Raw genomic sequence first — 22,235 nt, 5'->3', positions numbered from 1 at the left:
GAGCTTTTCAGCTCAAATCCGAACCCTGCGCCCTATCTATGGGCGAAATGTGAACATCTCAATAACAAGCAGCATGCGTACACCGCATACCCGCCAACCGGTTGCGCGATAGGACCCCCGCGCGCGCCGCGCACCGGGGCAAGGCCGCGCGGACGATTCTGCGGACGACCGCCGAGCCGCGCATGAAACATGCATCAAACTTGGGCATCGACCTTCCATGCATCCGGCGCAGGACGGCTTTGCACAGCGCAGGCTTGCGCTGCGGCGCGGCAATTCCTATCTAGGGGAAACAGCACGACACGGTGCTGGCGGAATTTGCCGGGCTCTCTCCTCCTCCCTGAGCCCCGCATTTCAGCGGCGGCCCCTCTCCTCCTCCCTGGGGTCGCCGCACTCCCGCCCCTCCCCGAGACAGACCAGCGACAGACCAGCGACAGACGCGCCCGACGCCGCCCGTCCAAGCGCCGCGATCTCCGGCGCGGCCCTGCCGATTGCGCGCTGCCAGCGCGGTTTGCGGGTTGCGCCGCGTCACCTCGCGGCCTACGAAGCAGGGGTTCCCCGCGGCGCGGGCATGAACCCGGAATCCGGCCTCCGCCTTGGCCGACAGCCTTCAGAGAACATGACCATGCAGAGCTCCCCCGTTTCCGCCGGTGGCCCCGCCCCCGTTTCCGATCCCGACCTCGCCGCGCGCAACCGGCTGGTGATCCTGCTGCTGCTGGTCTCGGCCTTCACCGTGATCCTCAACGAGACGATCATGGGCGTCGCCCTGCCGCGGCTGATGAAGGACCTGAACGTCACCGCCAATGCCGCGCAATGGCTGACCACGGCCTTCCTGCTGACCATGGCGGTGGTGATCCCAATCACCGGTTTCCTGCTGCAAAGGCTGCACACGCGCACGGTCTTCACCATGGCGATGGGGCTGTTCAGCACCGGCACGCTGATCTGCGCGCTCTCGCCGGGGCTGGGGATGCTGATCTTCGGACGGGTGGTGCAGGCCTGCGGCACGGCGATCATGATGCCGCTGTTGATGACCACGGTGATGACGCTGGTGCCGCCCGAGAGCCGCGGCAAGACCATGGGCAATATCTCGATCGTCATCTCGGTGGCCCCGGCCATCGGGCCGACCATCTCGGGGATCATCCTCAACCTGCTGGACTGGCGCTGGATGTTCTGGCTGGTGCTGCCGATCGGGCTGGGCGCGCTGGCGCTCGGCTACGCGCGCCTGAAGAATGTCACCGAGCCGCGCAAGACGCCGCTCGACCTGATCTCTGTGCCGCTGTCGGTGCTGGCCTTCGGCGGGCTGGTCTACGGGCTTTCGACGCTGGGCGAGGGTCAGGCGGCCGGGCACGAGGGCGGCAATGTCCCCGTGTGGCTGCCGCTGGCGGTGGGCTTCGTGGCGCTGGCGCTCTTCGTGGCGCGGCAGGTCCGGCTGGCGCCGCAGGGCCGCGCCCTGCTCGACCTGCGCACCTTCCGGGTGCGGGTGTTCAGCGTCGCCGTGGTGATGATGGCCTTCTGCATGATGTCGCTCTTCGGGATGATCATCCTCTTGCCGATCTACATGCAGAACGTGCTGGGGATGGAGCCGCTCGAGGCCGGGCTGCTGCTGCTGCCGGGCGGGCTGGCGATGGGGCTCATGGCGCCCTGGGTCGGGCGCACCTTCGACCGGATCGGGGCACGGCGGCTGGTGATCCCCGGCGCGGTGCTGGTGTTCCTCGGGCTGGGCTCCATGGCGCTGCTCGGGACCGGCAGCACCATCTGGCAGGTGCTGTCCAGCCACCTGCTGCTGAGCATCGGCCTTGCGCTGCTCTTCACCCCGCTCTTCACCTCCTCGCTGGGCTCGCTGCCGAAAGAGCTCTACTCCTACGGCTCGGCGGTGATCGGCACGGTGCAGCAGGTGGCGGGCGCGGCGGGCATCGCGCTTTTCGTGTCGATCATGTCGCTCCGCATCGGCACCGAGATGGCCACGGGCGCCGAGCTGGTCGATGCCACCGCCGCCGGGGTGCGCGCGGGCTTCCTGACGGGCGGGCTGATCGCGCTGCTGATGATCGGCGCCAGCTTCTTCGTGCGCCGCCCGCCCGTGGTGAAACCGCAGATGCCCGGCAGCCACTGAGCCCGGCCTGACACGCCCCCGGCGGCGGTGCTCCGCCGCCGCGGCCCCTGCGGCACTCGGTCCCGCGACCGCGATCTTGATTTTGCAACCCAAGGGCGTTCTCCTGCCGCGCAGAGATCCCCCTTCATTTTGCAAAATCGAGATTAGCCATGTCCCTTCCCAAGACGATGAAGGCCGCCGTCGTCCCGGCGCTCGGCCAGCCGCTGGAGATCCGCGAGGTGCCGGTCCCGCAGGTCGGTCCCGGCCAGGTGCTGATGCGGGTGCGCGCCTCGGGCGTGTGCCACACCGACCTGCATGCCGCCGAGGGCGACTGGCCGGTGAAGCCCACCGCCCCCTTCATCCCCGGCCACGAGGGCGTCGGCGAGGTCGCCGCGATCGGGCCGGGCGTCACCCACCTGAAGGAGGGCGACCGCATCGGCGCGCCCTGGCTGCACACCGCCTGCGGCCGCTGCGAGCATTGCGTCGGCGGCTGGGAAACGCTCTGCCCCGACCAGCAGATGACCGGCTACACGGTGGACGGCGGCTATGCCGAATTCGTGCTCGCCGATGCCAATTTCGTCGGGATGCTGCCGGACGGGCTCGACTGGGGCCCCGCCGCGCCGGTGCTCTGCGCGGGGGTCACCGTCTACAAGGGTCTGAAGGAGACCGAGGCCAAGCCCGGCGACTGGGTGGCGATCTCGGGCATCGGCGGGCTCGGCCACATGGCGGTGCAATACGCCGTCGCCATGGGGCTGCGGGTGATCGCCGTCGACATCGCCGAGGACAAGCTGGCGCTGGCCCGCAGCATGGGGGCCGAGATCGCGCTCAACGCCGCCGAGGTGGACGTGGCGCAGGAGGTGCACAAGCTGGTCGGCGGCGCGCATGGGGTGCTGGTCACCGCCGTGTCGAACGCCGCCTTCGCGCAGGCGGTGGGGATGCTGCGGCGCGGTGGCTTCATGGCGCTGGTCGGCCTGCCGCCGGGGGACTTCCCGCTGCCGATCTTCGACATCGTGCTGCAGCGGATCACCGTGCGCGGCTCGATCGTCGGCACCCGCAACGACCTGCGCGAGGCGCTGGCCTTCGCCGGGGCGGGCAAGGTCGCCTCGCATTTCAGCTGGGACCGGCTGGAGAACATCAACGCCATCTTCGACACCATGCGCGCGGGCAAGATCGACGGCCGCATCGTGCTGGAGATCTGAGCGCGGCCGAAGGCCCCGCGACACTATCGCGCTTCACCGGGGCGGCGCGCCATGGCATGACACCGCCATGTCGATCCGGCGCGCCCTTCCCGCCCTCGCCTGTGTCCTGGCCGTTCTTCTGGCCGTGACCGGCGTGACCTCGGCCGGGCTGATGGCTCCGGACCGGGCGGTCGCGGCGCGCCTGGCCACCGAGCGCGCCTTCGGCCTCGCGCCGGGCGATCTCTGCGCGCCGCAGAGCGATGACAGGGGGCATAGCGGCCACGGCGGGCACAGCGAGCTTTCGGCGCAGGCCGATCCCGCCAGCCACGGCGAGCACCCGGCGCATGACCACCCCTGCCCCTTCTGCCACGGCCTGCCCGGCGCGCCCCGTCTGGCCCACGACGGCCACGGCAGCCTGCTGATCCCCCAGGACGGCTGGCGCCAGAGCGCCGACCGCCACCGCGCCGCACAGTCCCGCGACGCGCATCATTCCCCGAGAGCCCCGCCCGCGCTGGCCTGAACCCCTGCGCCGCAGGCCGCAGACTTGACGCGCTGCGCCTGCTCCTCTCAGACCCCGCCCCGGCGGGCCTTTCGGATTGATCCCATGACAGAATCCCCGCGCGCGGCCACCGCCGCGCTCTACCGCGCCGTCTGGCGCTGGCACTTCATCGCAGGGCTGCTCGTCCTGCCCTTCGTGCTGATCCTCGCCGTGACCGGCGGCATCTACCTCTTCAAGGACGAGATCAACGACGCCGCCTACAGCCGGCTGCGCCTCGTCGAGCCGGCGGGGGCAATGCTTGCCCCCTCGCAGATCGCCGGTGCCGCGCTCGCGGCGCACCCCGGCACGCTCAGGGCCTATACCCCGCCCGCCGCCGCGAACCGCAGCGCCGAGGTCGACATCCTCGGCGCGGACGGGCTGAAGACCAGCCTCTACGTCAACCCCTACAGCGGCGAGGTGCTCGGCAGCCTGTGGGACGCCGGGGCCTCGGGCAGCCCGGCGATGTACGTGGTGCGCAAGCTGCACTCGCTGGACTACGTCGGCTGGCTCGGCAACCGGCTGATCGAGGCGGCGGCGGGCTGGATGGTGCTGCTGGTCGGCACCGGCCTATACCTGTGGTGGCCGCGCGGCAGGGGGCTCGGCACCACCCGCATCAAGGCCAGGCGCGGCCGGCCCTGGTGGCGCGACCTGCACGCGGTGACCGGGCTCTATACCGGCGCCTTCATCGTCTTCCTGGCGATGACCGGCCTGCCCTGGTCCGGGGTCTGGGGCAGCAATTTCTACGACACTGCCAACGGCCTCGGCCTCGGCATGCCCGAGGGCTACTGGTCCGGCCTGCCCGTCTCGGCCGTGCCGCTGTCAGAGGCGGTGGACCGCGCGCCCTGGATCATCGAGAAGCAGCCGGTGCCGCGCTCGCAGGCCGCGCCGGGCGTCCCGCGGACGCTCGACGAGGTGGTGCGGACCGTCGAGGCGCGCGGCCTCGTGCCGGGCTACTCGGTGTCGATGCCGAGCGGACCCGAGGGCGTCTTCACCGCCTCGGTCTACCCCGACGACATCACCGACGAGCGGGTCATCCACCTCGACCAGTACAGCGGCGCGGTGCTCTACGACGCGGGGTTCGCGGACCTCGGCACGCTGGGACGCTGGGCGGAATGGGGGGTCTCGGTGCACATGGGGCAGGAGTGGGGCCTGATCAACCAGATCGTGCTGCTGCTCGCCTGCCTCGCCATGATCGGCCTGTGCGTCTCGGGCGCGGTGATGTGGTGGAAGCGCCGCCCGGCCGGGGCGCTCGGCGTGCCGCAGATGCCGACCGACGGGCGCATCCCGCGCGGTCTGCTGCTGATGGCCGTGGCGGCGGGGGCGTTCTTCCCGCTGGTCGGCCTGTCGATGCTGGGCCTGGCGGCGGTGGAACTGGCGCTGCACCTGCGCGCCCGCCGACGGCGCCTGGCCTGAGCGCCCGCGAAGCGCCCGCAGCGGCGGGCGCCTCCCCCTCTCACGCAGCGTTCGTCACGGCAGGTTCTCGCTGAAATAGATGTCCAGCTTCAGCGGCCGCTGCACCGGGGCCGGCCCCGACAGGCCCTCTATGGCGCGCGAGATCAGCATGTCGGGATCCTGGTCGAAGATCGCGTCCATCGTGCCTTCGAGCACCGCCCGCCGGGTGTCGGGCGTCAGCCCGTGGCCGACGAAGATCACATCCTGCCGGTCCTGCTCGCGCAGCGCCCGCGTGATCCCGCCCGACGAGCCGCCGACGTTGTAGATGCCGACAAGGTCGGGCACCTGTTCGAGCAGCGCCAGCGTGTGGCGGTAGTTCTCGGCGGCATCGTCGTGACCCTCGCGCATGCCGTGGATGCGCAGCTGCGGGAACAGCTCTTCCTGGATGCTGAGAAACCCTGCCTCGCGCTCGGAATGCGCCCGGTAGTGGCGCGAGCCGGCGACCAGCGCCACCGCCCCTGCCCTGCCGCCGGACAGCCGCCCGATCAGCAGCCCGGCGGTGCGCCCCACGGCGCGGTTGTCGAGCCCGACATGCGCGATGCCCGGCACCGAGCCGAGGTCCGACACGATCGTCACCAGCCGCGTGCCCGCCGCGACCACCTCCGCCGCCGCCTCGCGCACCACCGGGTGCTCGATGGCGAAGAAGGCGATGCCGTCGGCCCAGGCGGCGTTGCGCCGCAGCGCCTCGGCCAGCGCCTGCGCGCTGAAGCTCTCGATGAAGAAGCAGCGCAGCACCGGCCCCGCCGGCCCGGCGCTGTCGAGCCTCGCGCGCAGCCGCTCGCCGAGCAGCCGCAGGTAGGGGTTCGACCCCGCCGGCAGCAGCACGACGATGTTCAGCGGCCGTTCGCCGCCCAGGGCCGCCTCCTCGCGCTCGCTCAGGAAGCCCAGCTCGCGCGCCGCCTCCAGCACCCGCTGGCGGGTGCGCTCCTTGACGCCCTTGCGGCGGTTCAGCACCCGGTCAACCGTGGCCAGCGACACCCCGGCCCGCGCCGCCACATCGGCCTGCTGCGGGCGGTCCGCCACCGGTTGATCCCCGTCCATTCCCATCAGGACACCTCAAAACCCATCATTATATTTGCTTTGACGAATGCTGCTCTGAAACAGTAGCTTTCGTCAAGACCCACGATTTACCGCATATGTCGCGGAAAACTTCGAAAATCGCACATCAAAACGCATCAAATTTCTAGGGAGGAGATCAGATGCAGACCCCCAAGGGACTCACGCGCCGCAGCCTGCTGCTCACCGGCGCCGGTGCGCTGGCCGCGCCGTTCATCGCGCGCCCGGCCTTCGCCGCCACCACCCTGCGCTACGGTCACAACAACGAGGTCGCCTCGGTCGCCGGCGCGCAGGCCGACTGGTTCGCCGAGGCGCTCGGCCAGACCTCGGGCGGGGACATCGCAGTGCAGGTCTTCCCCAACAGCCAGCTGGGCAAGCTGCAGGAGCTGGCCGAGGCGGTCTCGCTCGGCACCATCGCCTTCTCGCACAATACCGCCGGTGCGCTCGGCTCGCTCTACCAGCCCTTCGCCGCGCTCGACACGCCCTATCTCTACCGTGACGTGGACCACCTGATGAAGGTGACCGACGTCGACGGCCCGGTGATGCAGGAGCTGAACGAGGGGCTGATCGCCGCCGCCAACGTCCGCGTCATCTACGCGCATTACTTCGGCCGCCGGAACCTGACCTGCAACAAGGCCGTGATGTCCCCCGAGGACCTCGCGGGCGTGAAGATCCGCGCCGTGCCCTTCCCGATCTACACCACCGCCGTCGAGGGCATGGGCGCCGTCGCCGTGCCGGTCGACTGGTCCGAGGTGCCGACCGCGCTGGCCACCGGCGTCGTGCAGGGGCAGGAGAACCCGGTCAACGTGGTGCTCAACGTCAAGCTCTACGAGGTGCAGTCGCATCTCATGCTGACCGGCCACATGTCGAACGCCGAGGTCGTCGTGATGAACGAGGACACCTGGCAGGGCATGTCCGGCACCGAGCAGGACGCGGTGCGTGAAGCCGCGCTGCAGACCCGCGAGAAGGCCACCAAGGCGATCCTCGACAACGAGGAATCCGAGACGCAGAAGCTGCGCGACCTCGGCATGACGGTGATCGGCGAGGCCGACGGGCTCGACCTCGAGGCCTTCCGCGCCTCGGTCTCCAAGCTGGTCGAGGAGCGCTTCGGCGGCGAATACGGCGATCTCTACGCCAAGATCGCGGCGGTCGCCTGATGCCGGGCACGTCCCCCGATGTACCCAAGAGCCGCGCGATCCTCGCGCGGCTCACCGATGCGGGCGTCTGGCTCGGCATGGCGCTGCTGGCGCTGATGGCCGTGCTGGTGGTGCTGCAGGTGGCGGCGCGCAACTTCATGGACCTCGGGCTGCCCTGGGCCGACGAGCTGGCGCGCTTTGCCTGCATCGGCATGGTCTTCGTCACGATCCCGGCGCTGGCCGGACGGCAGGTGATGGTCGCGGTGACCATGCTGCCCGACATGGCGAAACCGAAACCGCGCCAGTTCATGATCCTGCTGGCTGACCTGGCGACCCTCGCCTTCGCCGCGCTGATGCTCTGGAGCTTTGCCGAGTTCCTGCCCCGCGCCGGCAAGTTCCTGACCCCGGCGCTGCGCGTGCCGAACTGGGTCTATTACAGCCTCGCGCTGACCGGCAGCCTCTTCCTCTGCGCCGTCGCGCTGCACCGCGTCTGTGGCGCCCTGCGCCGCCGCGACCCCAGCGCCGCCTTCCACGACCACCGCGACGAGACCGGACAACCCACATGAGCCTGATCCTCCTGAGCCTTTTCGCCGTGCTGCTTGCACTCGGCGCGCCGATCGCCGTGTGCCTGGGCCTGTCCGCCGCCGTGGTCATCGTGATGGAGGGCCTGCCGGTCTCGGTGCTGGCGCAGCGCAGCCTGAACGCGCTCGACAGCTCGCCGCTGCTGGCCGTGCCGCTGTTCATCTTCGCCGCCGCGCTGCTCAACGCGACGGGCGTGACGACCCATCTCTTCGACCTCGTGCGCATGCTCTTCGGCCGCATCCGCGGCGCGGTGGCGCAGGTCAGCGTCTTCGTCTCGCTGATCTTCTCCGGCGTCTCGGGCGCGGCGCTGGCCGACATCGGCGCGCTCGGCGCGATCCAGATCAACCAGATGACCGCGCAGGGCTACCGCAAGGAGTTCGCCGCCGGTCTCACCGTCGCCGCCGCCACCATCGGCCCGATCTTCCCGCCCTCGATCCCGATCATCATCTATGCCTCGGTCGCCAACGTCTCGGCGGTGAAGCTGCTGCTGGCGGGCATCATCCCGGCGCTGCTGCTGACCGCGCTGCTGATGGCGCAGGTGGCGATCATGGCCCGCGTCAAGGGGCTGCCCCGCGACGAGGTCAGCGCGAAACCGCGCGAAATCGCCCAGAAGGCGGTGATCTCCTTCCCCGCGCTGATGGCCCCGGTGCTGCTGATCGGCGGGCTGATGAGCGGCTATTTCGGCCCCACCGAGGTCGCCGGCGTCACCGTCGCCTACGCGCTCTTCATCGGCTTTGCCATCTACCGCAGCCTCACCGGACGCGCCGTGGTGGGCGCCCTGCGCGAGACCGTCGAGGCCAGCGCCAACATCCTCTTCGTCGTCGCCACCGCCGCGCTCTTCGCCTGGGTGCTGACGCTCGACCAGGTGCCGATGAAGGTCTCGGCGCTGCTGCTTGGCGTGTCGGAGAACCCGCTGGTGCTGCTCTTCCTGGTGAACATCCTGCTGCTGGTCGTCGGCATGGCGCTGGAAAGCATCGCGGCGATCCTGATCATCGCGCCGATCGTGGCGCCCGCGCTCACCGCCGCCGGGGTCGATCCGCTGCAGCTCGGCATCGTCTTCGTGCTGAACCTGATGATCGGCCTGCTGACGCCGCCGGTGGGCATGAGCCTCTACATGATCTCGATCATCGCGCGCATGCCGATCACCCAGGTGATCGCCGGGGTGATGCCCTTCTTCATCCCGCTGCTCCTGTCCCTGCTCGTGGTCTCCGCCGTGCCGGCGCTGTCCACGTGGCTCCCCCAAATCCTGATGAACTGAGGTTCCCCATGAGCACCCTTCTTGGCCCCATCCGCCAGCTCGGCTACGTCGTCGACGACATCGAGGCGGGCATGAAATACTGGTCCGAGACCATGGGCGTCGGCCCGTGGTTCTACAATCCGCAGGTGCCGATCGAGGAGTATCTCTACGACGGCCAGAGCTACCAGCCGCACAACTCCGTGGCGCTGGCCAACTCCGGCGAGATGCAGGTCGAGCTGATCCAGACCCGCAACGACGTGCCCTCGATGTACCGCGACTACATGCAGAAAGGCCTGCGCGGCCTGCAGCACGTGGCCTTCTGGACCAAGCAGTACGACGCCGACCTCCAGATGATGCTCGACCGCGGCTTCACCCTGAAGATGTCGGGCTGCGTCGGCCAGAACGGCCGCTTCGCCTATTTCGCCGAGGAGCATCACCCGGGCACCTGCATCGAGCTCTCCGAGGTTCTCGGGCCCAAGGGCACCATGTTCGACATGATCCGCGCGGCCTCGGAGGGATGGGACGGCTCGGACCCGGTGCGCCCCTTCCCGGATCTCAGCAAGCTCTGAGGCAACGCATGGACCGGATCATCGCCGACTACCTGCTGGAAACCCCCTACCCGCTGGCCGAGGTGGCGGCGATGATGGCGGGCGAGCAAAGCTCGGGCACCTTCGTGCGCGTCGCCGGGGAAACCGACGAGCTGCGCGCCCGCGCCGCCGCCGAGGTGCTCTCGATCGAGGAGCTGGACAGCGTGGAGAGCCCCACGCTGCATTCAGCCTATGTCGCCCGCAAGCAGCCCTCCGGCCCCTACCGCCGGGCACGGGTGCGCATCGCCTACCCCGCGGCCAACATCGGGCGGAACCTGCCGACGCTGGCGGCGACGGTCTCGGGCAACCTCTACGACATCGGCGAGATCACCGGGCTCAAGCTGCTGTCGCTGGAAATCCCCGCCGCCTACCGCGCCCGCTACCACATGCCGGCGCAGGGCATCGCGGGCACCCGCGACAGCCTCGGCGTTCAGGGCACGCCGATCTTCGGCACGATCATCAAGCCCAACGTCGGCATGCGCCCCGAGCAGATCGCCGCGCTCGTGGATCAGCTCTGCGCCGCCGGGGTGGATTTCATCAAGGATGACGAGATCTGCGCCGACCCCGACATCGCGCCGCTGGAATTGCGCGTGCCCGCCGTCATGGCGGTGATCCGCAAGTGGCAGGACAAGACCGGGCGCAAGGTGATGATGGCCTTCAACATCACCGACGAGACCGACGCCATGCGCCGCCATGCCGATCTGGTGGCGGCCGAGGGCGGGTCGTGCGTCATGGCCAGCCTCAACTGGTGCGGCCTGTCGGGCATGGAAAGCCTGCGCGCCCACACGCCGCTCGCCATCCACGCGCACCGCAACGGCTTCGGCGCGATGAGCCGCCACCCGCTGCTCGGCATGGGCTTTCAGGCCTACCACGCGCTCTACCGGCTCGCCGGGATCGACCACATGCATGTGCATGGCATCGGCGGCAAGTTCATCGACACCGCCGAGGAGGTCACCGAGGCCGCCCGCGCCTGTCTCGCGCCGCTCTGCACCGGCGGCCCGGATGATCGCGTGATGCCCGCCTTCTCCTCGGGCCAATGGGCCGGCACCCTGCCGCAGACGCTCGACGCGGCGCAATCGCCCGACCTGATGTTCATGTGCGGCGGCGGCATCCTCGCCCACCCGCAGGGACCGGCGGCGGGCATCGCCTCGCTGCGCGAGGCCTACGCGGTGCTGCAAGAGGGGGGCACGCTGGCCGAGGGCGCATCGACCCGCCCGGCTCTGGTCGCGGCGCTCGACTTCTTCGGAAAGCGCTGAGATGGGCGCCGGACCCGGACCGGGCATCGTCTTCGTCGGTGACGATTTCACCGGTGCCTCGGACAGCCTTGCCACCTATGCCCGCGCCGGGCTGCGCGCACGCATGGTGGTCGGCGATGCCGAAAGCCGCGGGCTCGATGTACTTGGCCTGCCCACCGACCTGCGCTCGCTGCCGCCCGCGCGGGCGCGGGCCGAGATCGCCGCGCTCTGGCCGCGCATCGCCGCCGAAGACCCGCAGGTGCTGCACCTCAAGGTCTGCTCGACCTTCGATTCCGCGCCGCATGTCGGCTCCATCGGCGCGGCGGCGCAGGCGCTGATCGCCCGCTTCGCGCCCGAGGTGGTGGCGGTGATCGGCGGTCAGCCCAGCCTCGGGCGCATTTGCGCCTTCGGCACGCTCTTCGCCCGCGGCCCCGACGGCGCGACCCATCGCATCGACCGCCACCCGGTGATGCGCCGCCACCCCGTCACCCCCATGCAGGAGGCCGACCTGCGCCTGCACCTCGCCGCGCAGGGGCTGGAGCGGCTGGCGCTCGTCGCGTTCCCCGACTTGGGCGATCCACAGGCGGTGGCCGACACCCTGCGCAGGGGTCCCGCGCTGATCGACGTCACCCGCCCCGAGGAGCTGCCGCGCATCGCCGAGGCGCTGCGCCTTGCCGGCGGGCGGCAGCTGCTGATCGGGGCCAGCTCGGTGGCCGAGATCCTCGGCGCGGGCGCGGAAGACGCGCGGCCCGAGCCCCCCTGCCCCGCCCCGGCGTCCCGCAACCTGCTGCTCTTCGCCGGCAGCCGCTCGTCCACCACCGCCGCGCAGGTCGCGGCGGCCCGCGCCTATACCCCGCTTGCCCTGTCCCCCGAGGCACTGCGGCAAGGCACGCTCATCGAGCCCGCCGCCGAGCGGCTGCGCGGCGGCACCCCGACGCTCGTGCACCTGCTGCCCGAGGCCGACTACGGGCTGTCCCCGGACGCGCTGGCCGACCGCTGCGCCGATTTCGTCGCCGACGTGCTGGAGCGCGCCGAGGTCGGCTACCTCGGCCTTGCAGGGGGCGACACCTCGAGCCGCATCTGCGTGCGCCTCGGCTTCGGCGCTTTGGCCTACGAGCGCAGCCTCGGCCCCGGCGTCTGCATCTGCGCCGCCAGCCACGCAGACCCGCGCCGCGACCGGATGCGGGTGATGCTCAAGGGCGGGCAGATGGGGGCGGCGGATCTCTTCGACCGTTTCGCCGCCACGCGGCAGGGCTGACAGCCGCCCTGCGCCCCGGCGCAAAAGAATACCGGCCGCGCCTTGGCGCGGCCGGCAACCGGGGGTGCGGTGCCCCCGTCCCCGCGTGGTGCCCGGTTCCGCAACCGGGCCCCCGCAACCCGTCTCAGACCACCGGAAGGTCGCCGAACTCTCCGGCGCTCACGTAGGCGAAGGAATAGGGGTTCAGCCCCGTGACGCTCGGAACCAACGCGTCGCCAAGCGTGAAATTGCCCGCGCCGTCATTGACCAGCAGGAAAACCTGGCTCTCCGGACCGGCGGTTTCGGTCGTCAGGATCAGGTCGAGATCGCCATCGCCGTCAAAATCGCCCTGCGCCGTCAGCTGCCCGGTGATCGCGGGATCGAGCGAGCCCTGTACCAGGTCGACCGAATTTCCCACCGGCACGAAATCGATCACGCGCAGCCCCGCGGGCAGCCCGACAGATGGATCGTCGATCGAGGCGCTGATCATCTCCGCCCCCGGCGTGCCGTCGAAATTGCCGATCTGCAACAGCCCCACGCCGTTCAGTTCGCCGCTCACCAGCGACGGGAAAGAGCCGCCCGCATCCTGCCGCGCCCCGGTGCCGTCGCTGAGATAGGCATAGACGCCGCCGCCGTCGCTGACCGCCACGAAAAGCACGTCGAGATCGCCGTCGCCGTCCAGATCCGCCGGGATCTGCAAGCCGTTGCCGTCGTCGCTGGCCCCGTAGAGGCCGGTGACGTCATAGCCCCCCGCCCCGTCCGAGATCATGATCAGCGTGTTGCTGAACTCCCAGTCGATGCTGAACAGCAGATCAAGGATCCCGTCGCCGTTGATGTCCGACAGGTAGACATCCGCCCCGCCCTCGGTCAGCTCGCCCCAGGTGAATTCCGGCGGGAAGGGCACCACGGTCTTGGTGAAACTGTCGTCGCCGTCGTTCAGGAAGAGGATCAGCTCCTGGCCGGCCACCGAGGTCGCGGTGAAATCGATGTCACCGTCGTTGTCGAGATCCCCGGCCTCGCCGAAATTGAGAATGTAGCGCAGCTCGTCGCCGGTCCGGCCATAGACGCCGTCGAGCGGGATCGAAAAGGCCTCGGTCACCGCGCTGGCCTCGCTGAAGCCGCCGGAGCCGTCGTTCTCGTAGACCTTGGCGCTCAGGTTGAAGACCAGCTCGTCGGGGATCGGGTCGGGCAGCGCCGCGGCCGGATCGGGAAAGGCGACCTCGAGAAAGTCGAGATCGCCGTCGCCGTCCCAGTCCACGGCGTAATGGGCCTTTTCGCTCGGGTGGCCGCCGTCCAGAATGCCCGTGGGCAGCTCGGTGAAAGTGCCGCTGCCATCGTTCAGCGCGACGTGGAGTTCCCCATCGCGAACATACCACAGATCGGGCGGCGATGCCGGAACCGAGGTGAATTCAAGGTAGTCGACGCGCAGCGGCTCACCGCCATCGCCCTGCCCCGCCAGCTGGATCACGTCACCGGCGTGCAGCTCCAGCCCCTCGATCAGATGCGTTGCGCGGCTGGCGGTGCTGGCGATGGACGCGCCGCCGGTCGCATCCCAGTCGAAATCCGCGACGATCCCCCCGTTCACCAGAACCTGCAACGTCGAGACCCCGTCGGTCTCGTCGAAATAGCCCACGGTCAGATCAAAGGTCCCGGCCTGCTGCACCGTGTAGCTGGCGCGCGCCATGCCGCCGCCCTGCGATTGCAGGGTCTGCCCGCCCGAGGCCGCGCCGTTGCTACCAAGGCTGAACCCCGAGAGGATCTGCAGGTCTTCTGCCTCGATCACGAAGCTGTCGCCAAGCGCCGGGGCGGCACTGGCCAGGATCTCGATGGCATCGGTGCGCAAGGGCTCGCCGCCATCCCGCGCGCCGCGCAGTTCGATCACGTCGCCCGGTGCCAGCACCAGCGCTTCGATCGCGTGACTGGCCGCCGCGGCGCGGGTGACGATGGCGGTCCCGCTCGGGCTGTCCCAATCGAATGCGGCGACCACCCCGCCATTCACCAGGACTTCGATATATGATATGCCGTCGCTTTCATCGAAATAGCTCAGATTTATATCGTAAAGTCCGGCCGGTCCGGAAAAAATGCCCCCCGCGCGCGAGGTCGCTGCATTGGCCTGCAAATAGGCCCCGCCAGAGGCGTGAGGATTGGAGGACACCGCAAATCCGCTTGCTATGCTGAGGGATTCTGCCTCGGTCAGCCCTGGCCCGAGGGCCGCGGTGAAGGCGAATTCGGGGAAATCAAAGACAGAGGGAGTGGTTTGTATTGCAGGCATATATCTGCCTCCGCATGTAATTCATGTAATAAAATGGATTTGAAATAATACCGGCCCAGAGTGCGCCTCCGCGACGCACCCGTCAACTCGGCACTCGCGATCGGCGGTTCTTTGCGCAGGCCGGGCCGGGCGCCAAGGCGGCCGGGCAGGACGCTGCTTCCCGGACGCCACAGGGCGCGCCCCGGCTGCATCGAAACAGTTCCGGCCGCTGCGCCGCTGTGGCATGATCGACCGGGTCACTTCCGACGCCAACAAGGCAAGCAACAGGGCGATTCATGGTCCGCGACTACTCGGCATTCCTTCCCGGCAGTTCCAAGGCGCAGCCCGCGGCGGCGCCGGCCCGCTCGGCGCTCGAGGCGCTCGGCTGGCGGCCGTTCTTCGCGCAGCAGATCGACGCGACGGCGCTGACCGAGACACCGCCGGTGCGCGTGCTCTCGGTGCACCGCGGCGGCCTGCAGGTGGTCGGCGACGGCATCGAGGAGCTGATCCCGCCCGGCCCCGAGGCGACGGTCGGCGACTGGCTGCTGCTCGACCGCGCCCTGCCCCGCAACAGCCGCGTGCTGGAGCGCGCCAGCCTGGTGAAGCGCCGCGCGCCGGGCCATGACCGGCAGGTGCAGCTGATCGCCGCCAATATCGACACGCTCTTCGTCGTCACCTCCTGCAACCAGGATTTCAACCTCGCGCGGCTCGAACGCTACCTGGCGCTGGCCTTTGACGCCGAGATCGAGCCGGTCATCGTGCTGACCAAGACCGATCTCGTCACCGATCCCGCCCCCTATGCCGCCGAGGCCCGCACGCTCTCGGACCGGGTGGCGGTGGTGGCGCTCGACGCCCGCGGCGCGGCCCCGGCGGCAGCGCTCGCCGACTGGTGCCGCCCCGGCCGCACCGTGGCCTTCGTCGGCTCCTCCGGGGTGGGCAAATCGACGCTGACCAACGCGCTCTCGGGCAATCAGGCGATCGCCACGCAGGCGATCCGCGAGGATGACGCCAAGGGTCGGCACACCACCACCCACCGCGAATTGCACCCGGTGCCGGGCGGCTGCCTGCTGCTCGACACGCCGGGGATGCGCGAGCTGCAGCTGACCGACGCCGCCGCCGGCATCGCCGAGCTGTTCGAGGATCTCGAGGCGCTGGCGGCGGGCTGCCGCTTCCGCGACTGCCAGCATGAAACCGAGCCCGGCTGCGCGGTGCAGGCCGCGCTGGACAGCGGCGGCGTCGAACCGGCGCGGCTGGCACGCTGGCGCAAGCTCAAGGCCGAGGATGCCTTCAACTCCGCCAGCCTGTCGGAGCGCCGCGGCAAGGACCGCGCCTTCGGCAAGATGGTGCGCGGCGTGATGAAGGAGACGTCGCGGCGCAAGCGCTAACCGAGCCCCCAGAGGTTCACGGCGATCAGCGCCGCGCTCCAGCCCAGCAGCCCAAGACCGAGCGGCGTGCTGATCCGGCGGCCCCAGGCAAAGTTCTTCTCCACCGCCATGACCCCGCCCAGCAGCAGCATCCAGCCAAGGTTGCCGGTGCCGATGACGAACATCAGAAGCATCAGCGCCCAGCAGCAACCGACGCAGAACAGCCCGTGCCGCCAGCCCAGCCGGGCGGCGTTGAGATGGTCGCGGCGGCCCTGCCAGTGCTCGATGACAAAGCTCATCGGCATCCGGCAGCGCTCGAGGCAGCGGCGCTTGAGGTCCGAGAACTGGAACGCCCCCGCCCCGGCGATCACCGCCGCGCCAAGCGCCCAGCCGTTGAAGGTCAGCCAGTCGCTGCGCCGCACCAGCGCCGCCAGCCCCAGATCGGCCAGATGCGCCGCCGCGCCGAACAGCAGCCAGGCGGCGAGATAGCCGCAGATCACCAGCCCGATCAGCGCCAGCCGGTCCGGCCGGCGCCGCACCAGCCGCGCGTAGACATCGAGGATCGGCAGCACCGTCGGCAGCATCATCGCGCCGAGCATCAGCACCCAGCCCAGCACGTAGAGCGCCGCCGGCAGCAGCGTCTCGCCGAAGGGCAGCGCGGCGCAGATCGCCCCGGCGATCCCGATCTGCGTCCAGTCGCCGTGGTCGAGGTAGCGCCCGTAGGGGCTCTGCGACCAGAGCCAGAGCAGCAGCCAGGCCAGCGCCGCCAGCGCCAGCCCGATCCCGTAGAAGGCCCGGCGGTGCATGAGGCTGCGCATCTCCGCCCCCGCGTCAGGCAAATTCGAAGCGGAAGGCGCCCTGGATCGCGTTGGTCTTCTCGATGTCCAGCTTGATGCCCACGCCCGGATCGTCCACGCGGAAATACTCGGCCTTCGAGACGTAGGCGGGCGCGCCGGGGATGGTGGTGAAGATGCTCTCGTTCAGCGTGGTGACCTCGCCGGTGGGGCCGCGGTAGGGCTCCATCTCGGCCTCGAGCACGCCGTCGATCTTCAGCACCCCCTTGCCCTCGGAGAGGGTGAAGGTGATGGCCGCGCGCTTGGGCTCGAGGTCCTCGCCGATGAGCTGCGCGAGGTCGGCCATCGGCCCGCCGAGCCGGCCCTGCAGCAGGTCGATCGCCGCCGCGCTCTGCGCGTCGCTGGCGCTGGCGTCGACGTAGAGCTGGCGTTTCCAGTTCCCGGCCAGCACGTTGCCGGGGATCTTGCCGACCCCGGCGATCACCACGCCGCGCATGTCCACGCCGTTCACCTCGCCGGAATTGATCCGGTAGGCCAGCGTCGCGTCGCAATAGCCGTGGTCCGGATCCTCGCCGATCCAGCACGGGCAGAGCACGTTGCAGTTGCAGACCTCGAGAAGGTCGCCCTCGATCGAATAGGCCATGGGAAGTCCCCCCAGGAATAGGCTGCCCCGCGGCAGCGCCAAGACAATGCCTTATGCGTCGCGAAACGCTGCGACAGGTACTTGTCCGGGTTCCTTGCCCAGCCACAGGGTAACACGGATCGGCCGCGACGTGAATCGCCCGCTCCGTGTCAGCCGGTCCGTGTCAGCGGGTCCGACCGGCCGGGCCGACCGGAGGCCGCGCGCTATTCGTCGCCGACAAAGAACGCCGGGCGGATGACACGCAGGGTGATCGCCCCGACGCCGGTCAGCACCAGCGCCAGCACGAAGAGCCAGCCGAGGAAGGGGATCAGCCCGATCACGCCCGCCACCAGCGCCCCGAGCCCTGCCGCGGCGGAGCGCTCGCCGATGCTCCGTGGCTCGTCGCGTCCGAAGGCGAGGAACAGGCCCACGCCGAACGCATAGGCGGCCACCACGTAGCCCGCAAAGCCCCCCGCGACCGCCAGCAGCGCCATCGCCGGGGTCAGAAGCAGGCCGATCAGCGTCAGCGCAAAGAGCACCCCCGCCCCGATCACCGCCGATTGCGTCACGAAGCCCAGCCAGAGCGTATGGAACGGCCGGTCGAGGATCTGCCGGCGCATCTCGGCCAGCCGCTCGGGCACCAGCGCGGCGATCAGCGCCCCAAGCGCGGCAATACCCACCACCCCGAGCAGGAAGCCGACGACGGCGCGGTGCCAGCTCGGCGGCCGAGGACCTTCCCAGTCCTCGACCTCGCGGCGCGCGATGCGGCTCTCGGGGGCGACCCCCTCCGGCACTTCCAGCGTGCCGGGCGTCTTCTCGTAGACCGTCAGCTGCCCGCCGATGCGGGCCGCCTCGCCCCAGTCCACCTGTTCCGCCGCGAGACTGACGTCGCCCGAAACCTGCGCGTCGAAGCGGACCTCTTCGCCCGCAAGCATCGCGTAGCCGGACACCGGGCCGTCAATCTCCAGCTCCGATCCCGCGGCGCGCAGGTCGCCGCCAACCCCCGCCACGCGCAGCGCCCGGCCGAAGAGCGTGGCGTCGCCCGACACAGCGCCGCGCAGCGTGATCCGCTCGCCCGCGGCGTAGAGATCGCCGCCCACCGCGGCGTCCACCGTCACTTCGCGCCCGGCCAGATGCGCCGAGCCCGAGATGCCCTCGGTCACAGAGACGGTCTCGCCGGCCATGAACAGATCATCCGTGCCGGGACGTTCGAGCGCCACCGCCCGGCCCGCGCGGAAGGCATCCGCGCCGATGTCGAAAGCTGCCCCCTCGTCCTCCGCCAGAGCGGGTCCCGAGAGCAGGCCGGCGGCCAGCACGGCACACAGTCGCAGTCGTCGCATGGGTCCTCTCCCTGTCGCGAGTCCCGCTATCCTAGGGTCGCCTTTCGCCCCTCCGCCTTGCGACAGGTCAATGCGCGGGGCCGAAAGGCCCCTGCGCTTCCGCGCGCGGCAATGCTCTGCTGCCCCCCTGCCCCGCTGCGCCGGGCAGACGGGGCTTTCGCCGACTCGCCCGCCCCACTAGCCTGCTCCGCGATTGGATCATTTCTCCTGCCGCGCCCGCCTGCTGCCGCGCGGCCATATTTCCGAAGACCCTATTGTAGAACGGACCGCCGATGACCGCTGCCGAGGAAATTCTGCGGAGCCTGCCGCAAGCCGCAACGCTGACCCTGATCCTCGTTTTCGTGCTGATCGTGCTGCAAGAGGCGGTGAACGGCTTTCACGATGCCGCCAACGCGGTCGCCACGGTGATCTACTCGAACGCGCTGAAACCGGTGCAGGCCATCGTCATGGCGGCGGTGATGAATTTCCTCGGGGTGATCCTCGGCGGCACGGCGGTGGCCTTCTCCATCGTCTTCCTGCTGCCCACCGAGATGATCGCCGGGATCAACACGCTGCACGAGGCGGCGCTGATGCTGGCGCTGATCGGCACGGCGGTCTGCTGGAACCTCGCGACCTGGTATTTCGGCATCCCCAACTCGACCACCCACACCTACATCGGCGCGGTGATCGGCGTGTCGATGGCCCATGCGCTGCTGGTCGGCGCGCCGGTGGCCGAGCAGCTCAACCTGCACGAGGGCCGCAAGATCCTCGTCACGCTGCTGATCTCGCCGGTCTTCGGGTTCGCGATGGCCTGGATTTTCTACAAGCTGATCCGCCTGGTCATCCGCAGCCCCGAGATCTACCGCCCCCATGCCGAGGGCATCCGCCCGCCGCGCGGCATCCGCCTCAGCCTGATCGCCGGGGCGGCGGGGGTGTCATTCCTGCACGGCTCGAACGACGGGCAGAAATCCATCGGCCTCATGCTGATGGCGCTGATGGGGCTGGCCCCCGGCGTCTTCGCCATCGACCCGGTGCGGCACGAGGCCAGCTACACCCGCACGCTCGAGGTGATCGCCGAGCTGCGCGACGTGGTGGATGCGCATCTCACCGACCCGGAGGTGCCGCAGGCGGCGCTCTACCGCGCGCAGCTGTTGCACCTGCGCGAGATGGCCGACCGCGACTTTTCCGGAGAGGTGATCTCGGAACAGGAGCGCATCCGCTTCCGCAGCGAGATCCTCGATGTGCACCAGACGCTCGGCACCGCGCTCGACAATCCCTTCCTGACCGAGGTCCTCACCCCCTCGGAACTGCGCAAGCTGAACGACGCCTATGACGCCATGTCCCGGCTGATCGAGAAGGTGCCCACCTGGCTGGTGATGCTCTCGGCCGTCGCGCTCGGCGCGGGCACGATGGTCGGCTACAAGCGCATCGTCGAGACGCTGGGCGAGAAGATGGGCGACAAGCACATGAGCCCGGCGCAGGGGCTGGCGGCGCAGGCGGCCGCCATGGCCTCGATCGGCGCGGCGGATTTCGGCGGCGCGCCGGTCTCCACCACCCATGTGCTGACCTCGGGCGTGGCCGGGGCGGTGCAATCTTCGGGCGACCGGGTGCAGATGGACACGGTCTCGCGCATCCTGATCGCCTGGGTGACCACCCTGCCCGGCACCATCATGCTGTCCTTCTCGGTGGCGTTGCTGCTGCACGTGATGCTGGTCTAACGCGCCTGTCAGAGCCTGATTGGGGTTTTATGATACCCCACCTCCTCTCCTGACCGGCTGGCACACGCGCCGCTCACGCCAGCAGCGACACCATCAGGCTGCCCCAGAGCGTCAGCAGCACCTGCGAGACCGGATAGGTCGGCGCGTAGCCCAGCACCGGCAAGGCGCTCTGCGCCCGCGCCTGCACCGCCGCCATCGCCGGGGTTGCCGTCTGCGCCCCCGCCAGCCCGCCGAACAGCACCACCGGGTTCATCTTCAGCACGAAATGCCCGAACAGCGTCCCGGCCAGCAGCGGCAGCACCGCCACCACGAAGGCCAGCGCCGGCAGCAGCAGCCCGGCGGCCTTCAACGCCGGGCCAAGGTCCGGTGCCGCCTGCAGGCCGACCATGGCGATGAAGGCCGCGAGCCCCAGCGTGGTCATCAGCGAGACCGCGCCCTCGGGGATCTGGCCGAAGCGCGGGAAGCGGCTGCTCAGGTAGCCGGTGGCCAGCCCCGCCAGCAGGATACCGACGCTGCTGCCAAGGCGGATCTCGATGCCCAGCACGCTGACATGGACAAGAGCGCCGACCAGCCCGCCAAGAAAGACCATCAGCCCCAGCACCACCACGTCGGTCGCCTTCGGCGGTGTGACCTCGCGCCCGACCCGCGCGATGGTCTCGTCCAGCAGGTCGCGCGGGCCGATGAACTTCAGGATGTCGCCGCGCTCCAGCACCAGCCCCGGCGCCACCGGCAGCGCGACACCGGCGCGGGACAGCCCCTCGAGGTACATGCCCCGCGCCCAGTCCCGCGTGCCCAGAGTGCCGAGCGACATGCCGGCGATCTCGTCGCGGGTGATCATGACGCCGGTGGCGCGGAACGGCAGGTCCAGCAGCTCCTCGTCGGCAACCTCCTCCGAGGCACCGGCCAGCAGCTCGATCACCCCCCGCGCCTGGCCGCTGACCGCGAGGATGTCGCCGGCGTGCAGCACCGTGTCGAGGTCGGGCGTGATCAGGGCCCCGGCGCGGCGCAGGCGCAGCACATGGATGCGAAAGCTGGCAAAGTCGGCCTCGGCCTCGCCCAGGCGCTGGCCGACCACCGGCGAGTCCGGCGGCAGGCGGTAGGCGCGGAAGGGAAAGCGCTGGTAGCCTGGAATGATGCCCGTGCGATCCTCGCCGAGACCCAGGCTGCGGCCAAGCTCGCGCGCCTCGCGCGGCAGGTCGATGCCCAACAGCTTCGGCCCCATGTAGCTGCAGAACCAGATCGCCGCGGTCGAGCCGATGATGTAGCAGACCGCGTAGCCCACCGCGACATGCGAGGTCAGCAGCGCGCGCCGCTCCGCGTCCAGCGGCAGATGCGCGATCGCCTCGCCGGCCGCGCCGATCGCCGGGCTCTGGGTCAGCGCCCCGGCCATCATCCCGGCCCCGAGCCCCGGATCGAAGCCGCCGATCCGCGCCGCGAGCAGCGCCGCCAGCAGCCCCGTGCCGCTGACCACCAGCGCCAGCAGCACCGCCCCCGCCCCGATCCGCCGCAGCGCCTGAAGAACCTGCGGACCGGCCGAATAGCCGACCCCGAAGAGGAACAGGTCGAAGAGCAGGCTCTTGGCCATGTCCGAGATCGGCACCGCCCCGATCTGGCCGATGATCAGCCCGGCAAACAGCGCCCCGGCCACCGGCCCGAAGGAGAAATCGCCGATCCGCAAAGTTCCGAAGGCATAGCCGAGCGCGATGGTGAGGAACACGGTCAGCTCGGGCTGGGCGAGCAGGAAATCGATGACGAAGGTCATGAGCGCGCTCCCGTGGTGGCGCAGGGTGCAAAAGGCATTGGATCAAAATTGCTGCGCCAATCCTCGGGAACCGCGGCCCGC

18 protein-coding genes are annotated in these 22,235 nt (G+C 69.9%); 12 read left to right on the top strand and 6 right to left on the bottom strand.

Features of this window, described 5'->3' with window-relative positions:
* Window positions 1-622: 622 nt before the first annotated feature.
* The 4 genes from IQ782_RS24455 to IQ782_RS24440 all read left to right on the top strand — a co-directional run bounded on the left by IQ782_RS24455 (window position 623) and on the right by IQ782_RS24440 (window position 5,215).
* Window positions 623-2,107 (top strand): MDR family MFS transporter, encoded by a 1,485-nt coding sequence (locus tag IQ782_RS24455; protein WP_240989544.1) that lies wholly within the window; start codon window positions 623-625, stop codon window positions 2,105-2,107.
* A gap of 149 nt (window positions 2,108-2,256) precedes the next feature.
* Entirely contained in the window at window positions 2,257-3,285 is a 1,029-nt protein-coding gene (gene adhP / locus IQ782_RS24450) for an alcohol dehydrogenase AdhP (RefSeq protein WP_194137292.1), read from the top strand.
* Window positions 3,286-3,352: 67 nt separating this feature from the next.
* On the top strand, window positions 3,353-3,784 hold the full coding sequence (locus IQ782_RS24445) for a hypothetical protein (protein WP_194137291.1): 432 nt from the start codon (window positions 3,353-3,355) through the stop codon (window positions 3,782-3,784).
* 84 nt (window positions 3,785-3,868) lie between these two features.
* Window positions 3,869-5,215: a PepSY-associated TM helix domain-containing protein gene (locus tag IQ782_RS24440; protein ID WP_194137290.1), complete on the top strand. Its 1,347-nt coding sequence runs from the start codon at window positions 3,869-3,871 to the stop codon at window positions 5,213-5,215.
* 54 nt (window positions 5,216-5,269) lie between these two features.
* Here the strand turns inward: IQ782_RS24440 and IQ782_RS24435 are convergent, their stop codons facing one another.
* Window positions 5,270-6,295 carry a LacI family DNA-binding transcriptional regulator gene (locus tag IQ782_RS24435; protein ID WP_240989543.1) on the bottom strand — a complete coding sequence of 342 codons (1,026 nt, stop codon included), beginning with the start codon at window positions 6,293-6,295 and terminating at the stop codon, window positions 5,270-5,272.
* Between the two features lie 158 nt (window positions 6,296-6,453).
* Between IQ782_RS24435 and IQ782_RS24430 the strand changes: the two genes are divergently transcribed.
* The 6 genes from IQ782_RS24430 to IQ782_RS24405 are packed head-to-tail and all read left to right on the top strand — an operon-like array spanning window position 6,454 to window position 12,345.
* A complete protein-coding gene (locus IQ782_RS24430) occupies window positions 6,454-7,467 on the top strand; it encodes a TRAP transporter substrate-binding protein (RefSeq protein WP_194137288.1) in 1,014 nt (337 codons plus the stop codon).
* On the top strand, window positions 7,467-8,012 hold the full coding sequence (locus IQ782_RS24425) for a TRAP transporter small permease (RefSeq protein ID WP_194137287.1): 546 nt from the start codon (window positions 7,467-7,469) through the stop codon (window positions 8,010-8,012). The genes IQ782_RS24430 and IQ782_RS24425 overlap by 1 nt, the downstream gene beginning before the upstream one ends.
* Window positions 8,009-9,286 (top strand): TRAP transporter large permease, encoded by a 1,278-nt coding sequence (locus tag IQ782_RS24420; protein ID WP_194137286.1) that lies wholly within the window; start codon window positions 8,009-8,011, stop codon window positions 9,284-9,286. Before IQ782_RS24425 ends, IQ782_RS24420 begins: the two co-directional genes overlap by 4 nt.
* Window positions 9,287-9,294: 8 nt before the next feature.
* The gene (locus IQ782_RS24415) at window positions 9,295-9,834 is read left to right on the top strand and encodes a VOC family protein (RefSeq protein WP_194137285.1); all 540 of its coding nucleotides are present in this window, start codon (window positions 9,295-9,297) and stop codon (window positions 9,832-9,834) included.
* Between the two features lie 8 nt (window positions 9,835-9,842).
* Window positions 9,843-11,108, top strand: a complete 1,266-nt coding sequence (locus IQ782_RS24410) for a ribulose-bisphosphate carboxylase large subunit family protein (protein ID WP_194137284.1) — start codon at window positions 9,843-9,845, stop codon at window positions 11,106-11,108.
* A gap of 1 nt (window position 11,109) precedes the next feature.
* The gene (locus tag IQ782_RS24405; protein ID WP_194137283.1) at window positions 11,110-12,345 is read left to right on the top strand and encodes a four-carbon acid sugar kinase family protein; all 1,236 of its coding nucleotides are present in this window, start codon (window positions 11,110-11,112) and stop codon (window positions 12,343-12,345) included.
* Window positions 12,346-12,469: 124 nt separating this feature from the next.
* Here the strand turns inward: IQ782_RS24405 and IQ782_RS24400 are convergent, their stop codons facing one another.
* A complete protein-coding gene (locus IQ782_RS24400) occupies window positions 12,470-14,311 on the bottom strand; it encodes an FG-GAP-like repeat-containing protein (RefSeq protein ID WP_194137282.1) in 1,842 nt (613 codons plus the stop codon).
* A gap of 560 nt (window positions 14,312-14,871) precedes the next feature.
* Between IQ782_RS24400 and rsgA the strand changes: the two genes are divergently transcribed.
* The gene (gene rsgA / locus IQ782_RS24395; RefSeq protein ID WP_194137281.1) at window positions 14,872-15,960 is read left to right on the top strand and encodes a ribosome small subunit-dependent GTPase A; all 1,089 of its coding nucleotides are present in this window, start codon (window positions 14,872-14,874) and stop codon (window positions 15,958-15,960) included.
* Here the strand turns inward: rsgA and IQ782_RS24390 are convergent.
* The 3 genes from IQ782_RS24390 to IQ782_RS24380 form a co-directional block, all read right to left on the bottom strand.
* Entirely contained in the window at window positions 15,957-16,757 is an 801-nt protein-coding gene (locus IQ782_RS24390; protein WP_194137280.1) for a DUF2182 domain-containing protein, read from the bottom strand. The two genes, rsgA and IQ782_RS24390, sit on opposite strands and share 4 nt — an antisense overlap.
* A gap of 13 nt (window positions 16,758-16,770) precedes the next feature.
* Window positions 16,771-17,376 carry a DUF1326 domain-containing protein gene (locus IQ782_RS24385; protein ID WP_194137279.1) on the bottom strand — a complete coding sequence of 202 codons (606 nt, stop codon included), beginning with the start codon at window positions 17,374-17,376 and terminating at the stop codon, window positions 16,771-16,773.
* A gap of 203 nt (window positions 17,377-17,579) precedes the next feature.
* Window positions 17,580-18,695 (bottom strand): DUF8173 domain-containing protein, encoded by a 1,116-nt coding sequence (locus tag IQ782_RS24380; protein WP_194137278.1) that lies wholly within the window; start codon window positions 18,693-18,695, stop codon window positions 17,580-17,582.
* Window positions 18,696-18,967: 272 nt separating this feature from the next.
* Here IQ782_RS24380 and IQ782_RS24375 point away from each other — a divergent pair, with 272 nt between their 5' ends.
* Complete coding sequence (locus IQ782_RS24375) at window positions 18,968-20,392, top strand: inorganic phosphate transporter (protein WP_194137277.1); 1,425 nt, start codon at window positions 18,968-18,970, stop codon at window positions 20,390-20,392.
* Between the two features lie 73 nt (window positions 20,393-20,465).
* Here the strand turns inward: IQ782_RS24375 and IQ782_RS24370 are convergent, their stop codons facing one another.
* The gene (locus tag IQ782_RS24370; RefSeq protein ID WP_194137276.1) at window positions 20,466-22,154 is read right to left on the bottom strand and encodes an aspartate-alanine antiporter-like transporter; all 1,689 of its coding nucleotides are present in this window, start codon (window positions 22,152-22,154) and stop codon (window positions 20,466-20,468) included.
* Window positions 22,155-22,235: the final 81 nt, after the last annotated feature.

Source organism: Salipiger mangrovisoli, from assembly GCF_015223355.1.
GTDB classification, from domain to species: Bacteria; Pseudomonadota; Alphaproteobacteria; order Rhodobacterales; family Rhodobacteraceae; genus Salipiger; species Salipiger mangrovisoli.
The sequence above is the reverse complement of the archived record's forward strand: the minus strand, read 5'-3'. Positions and strand labels throughout refer to the sequence as shown.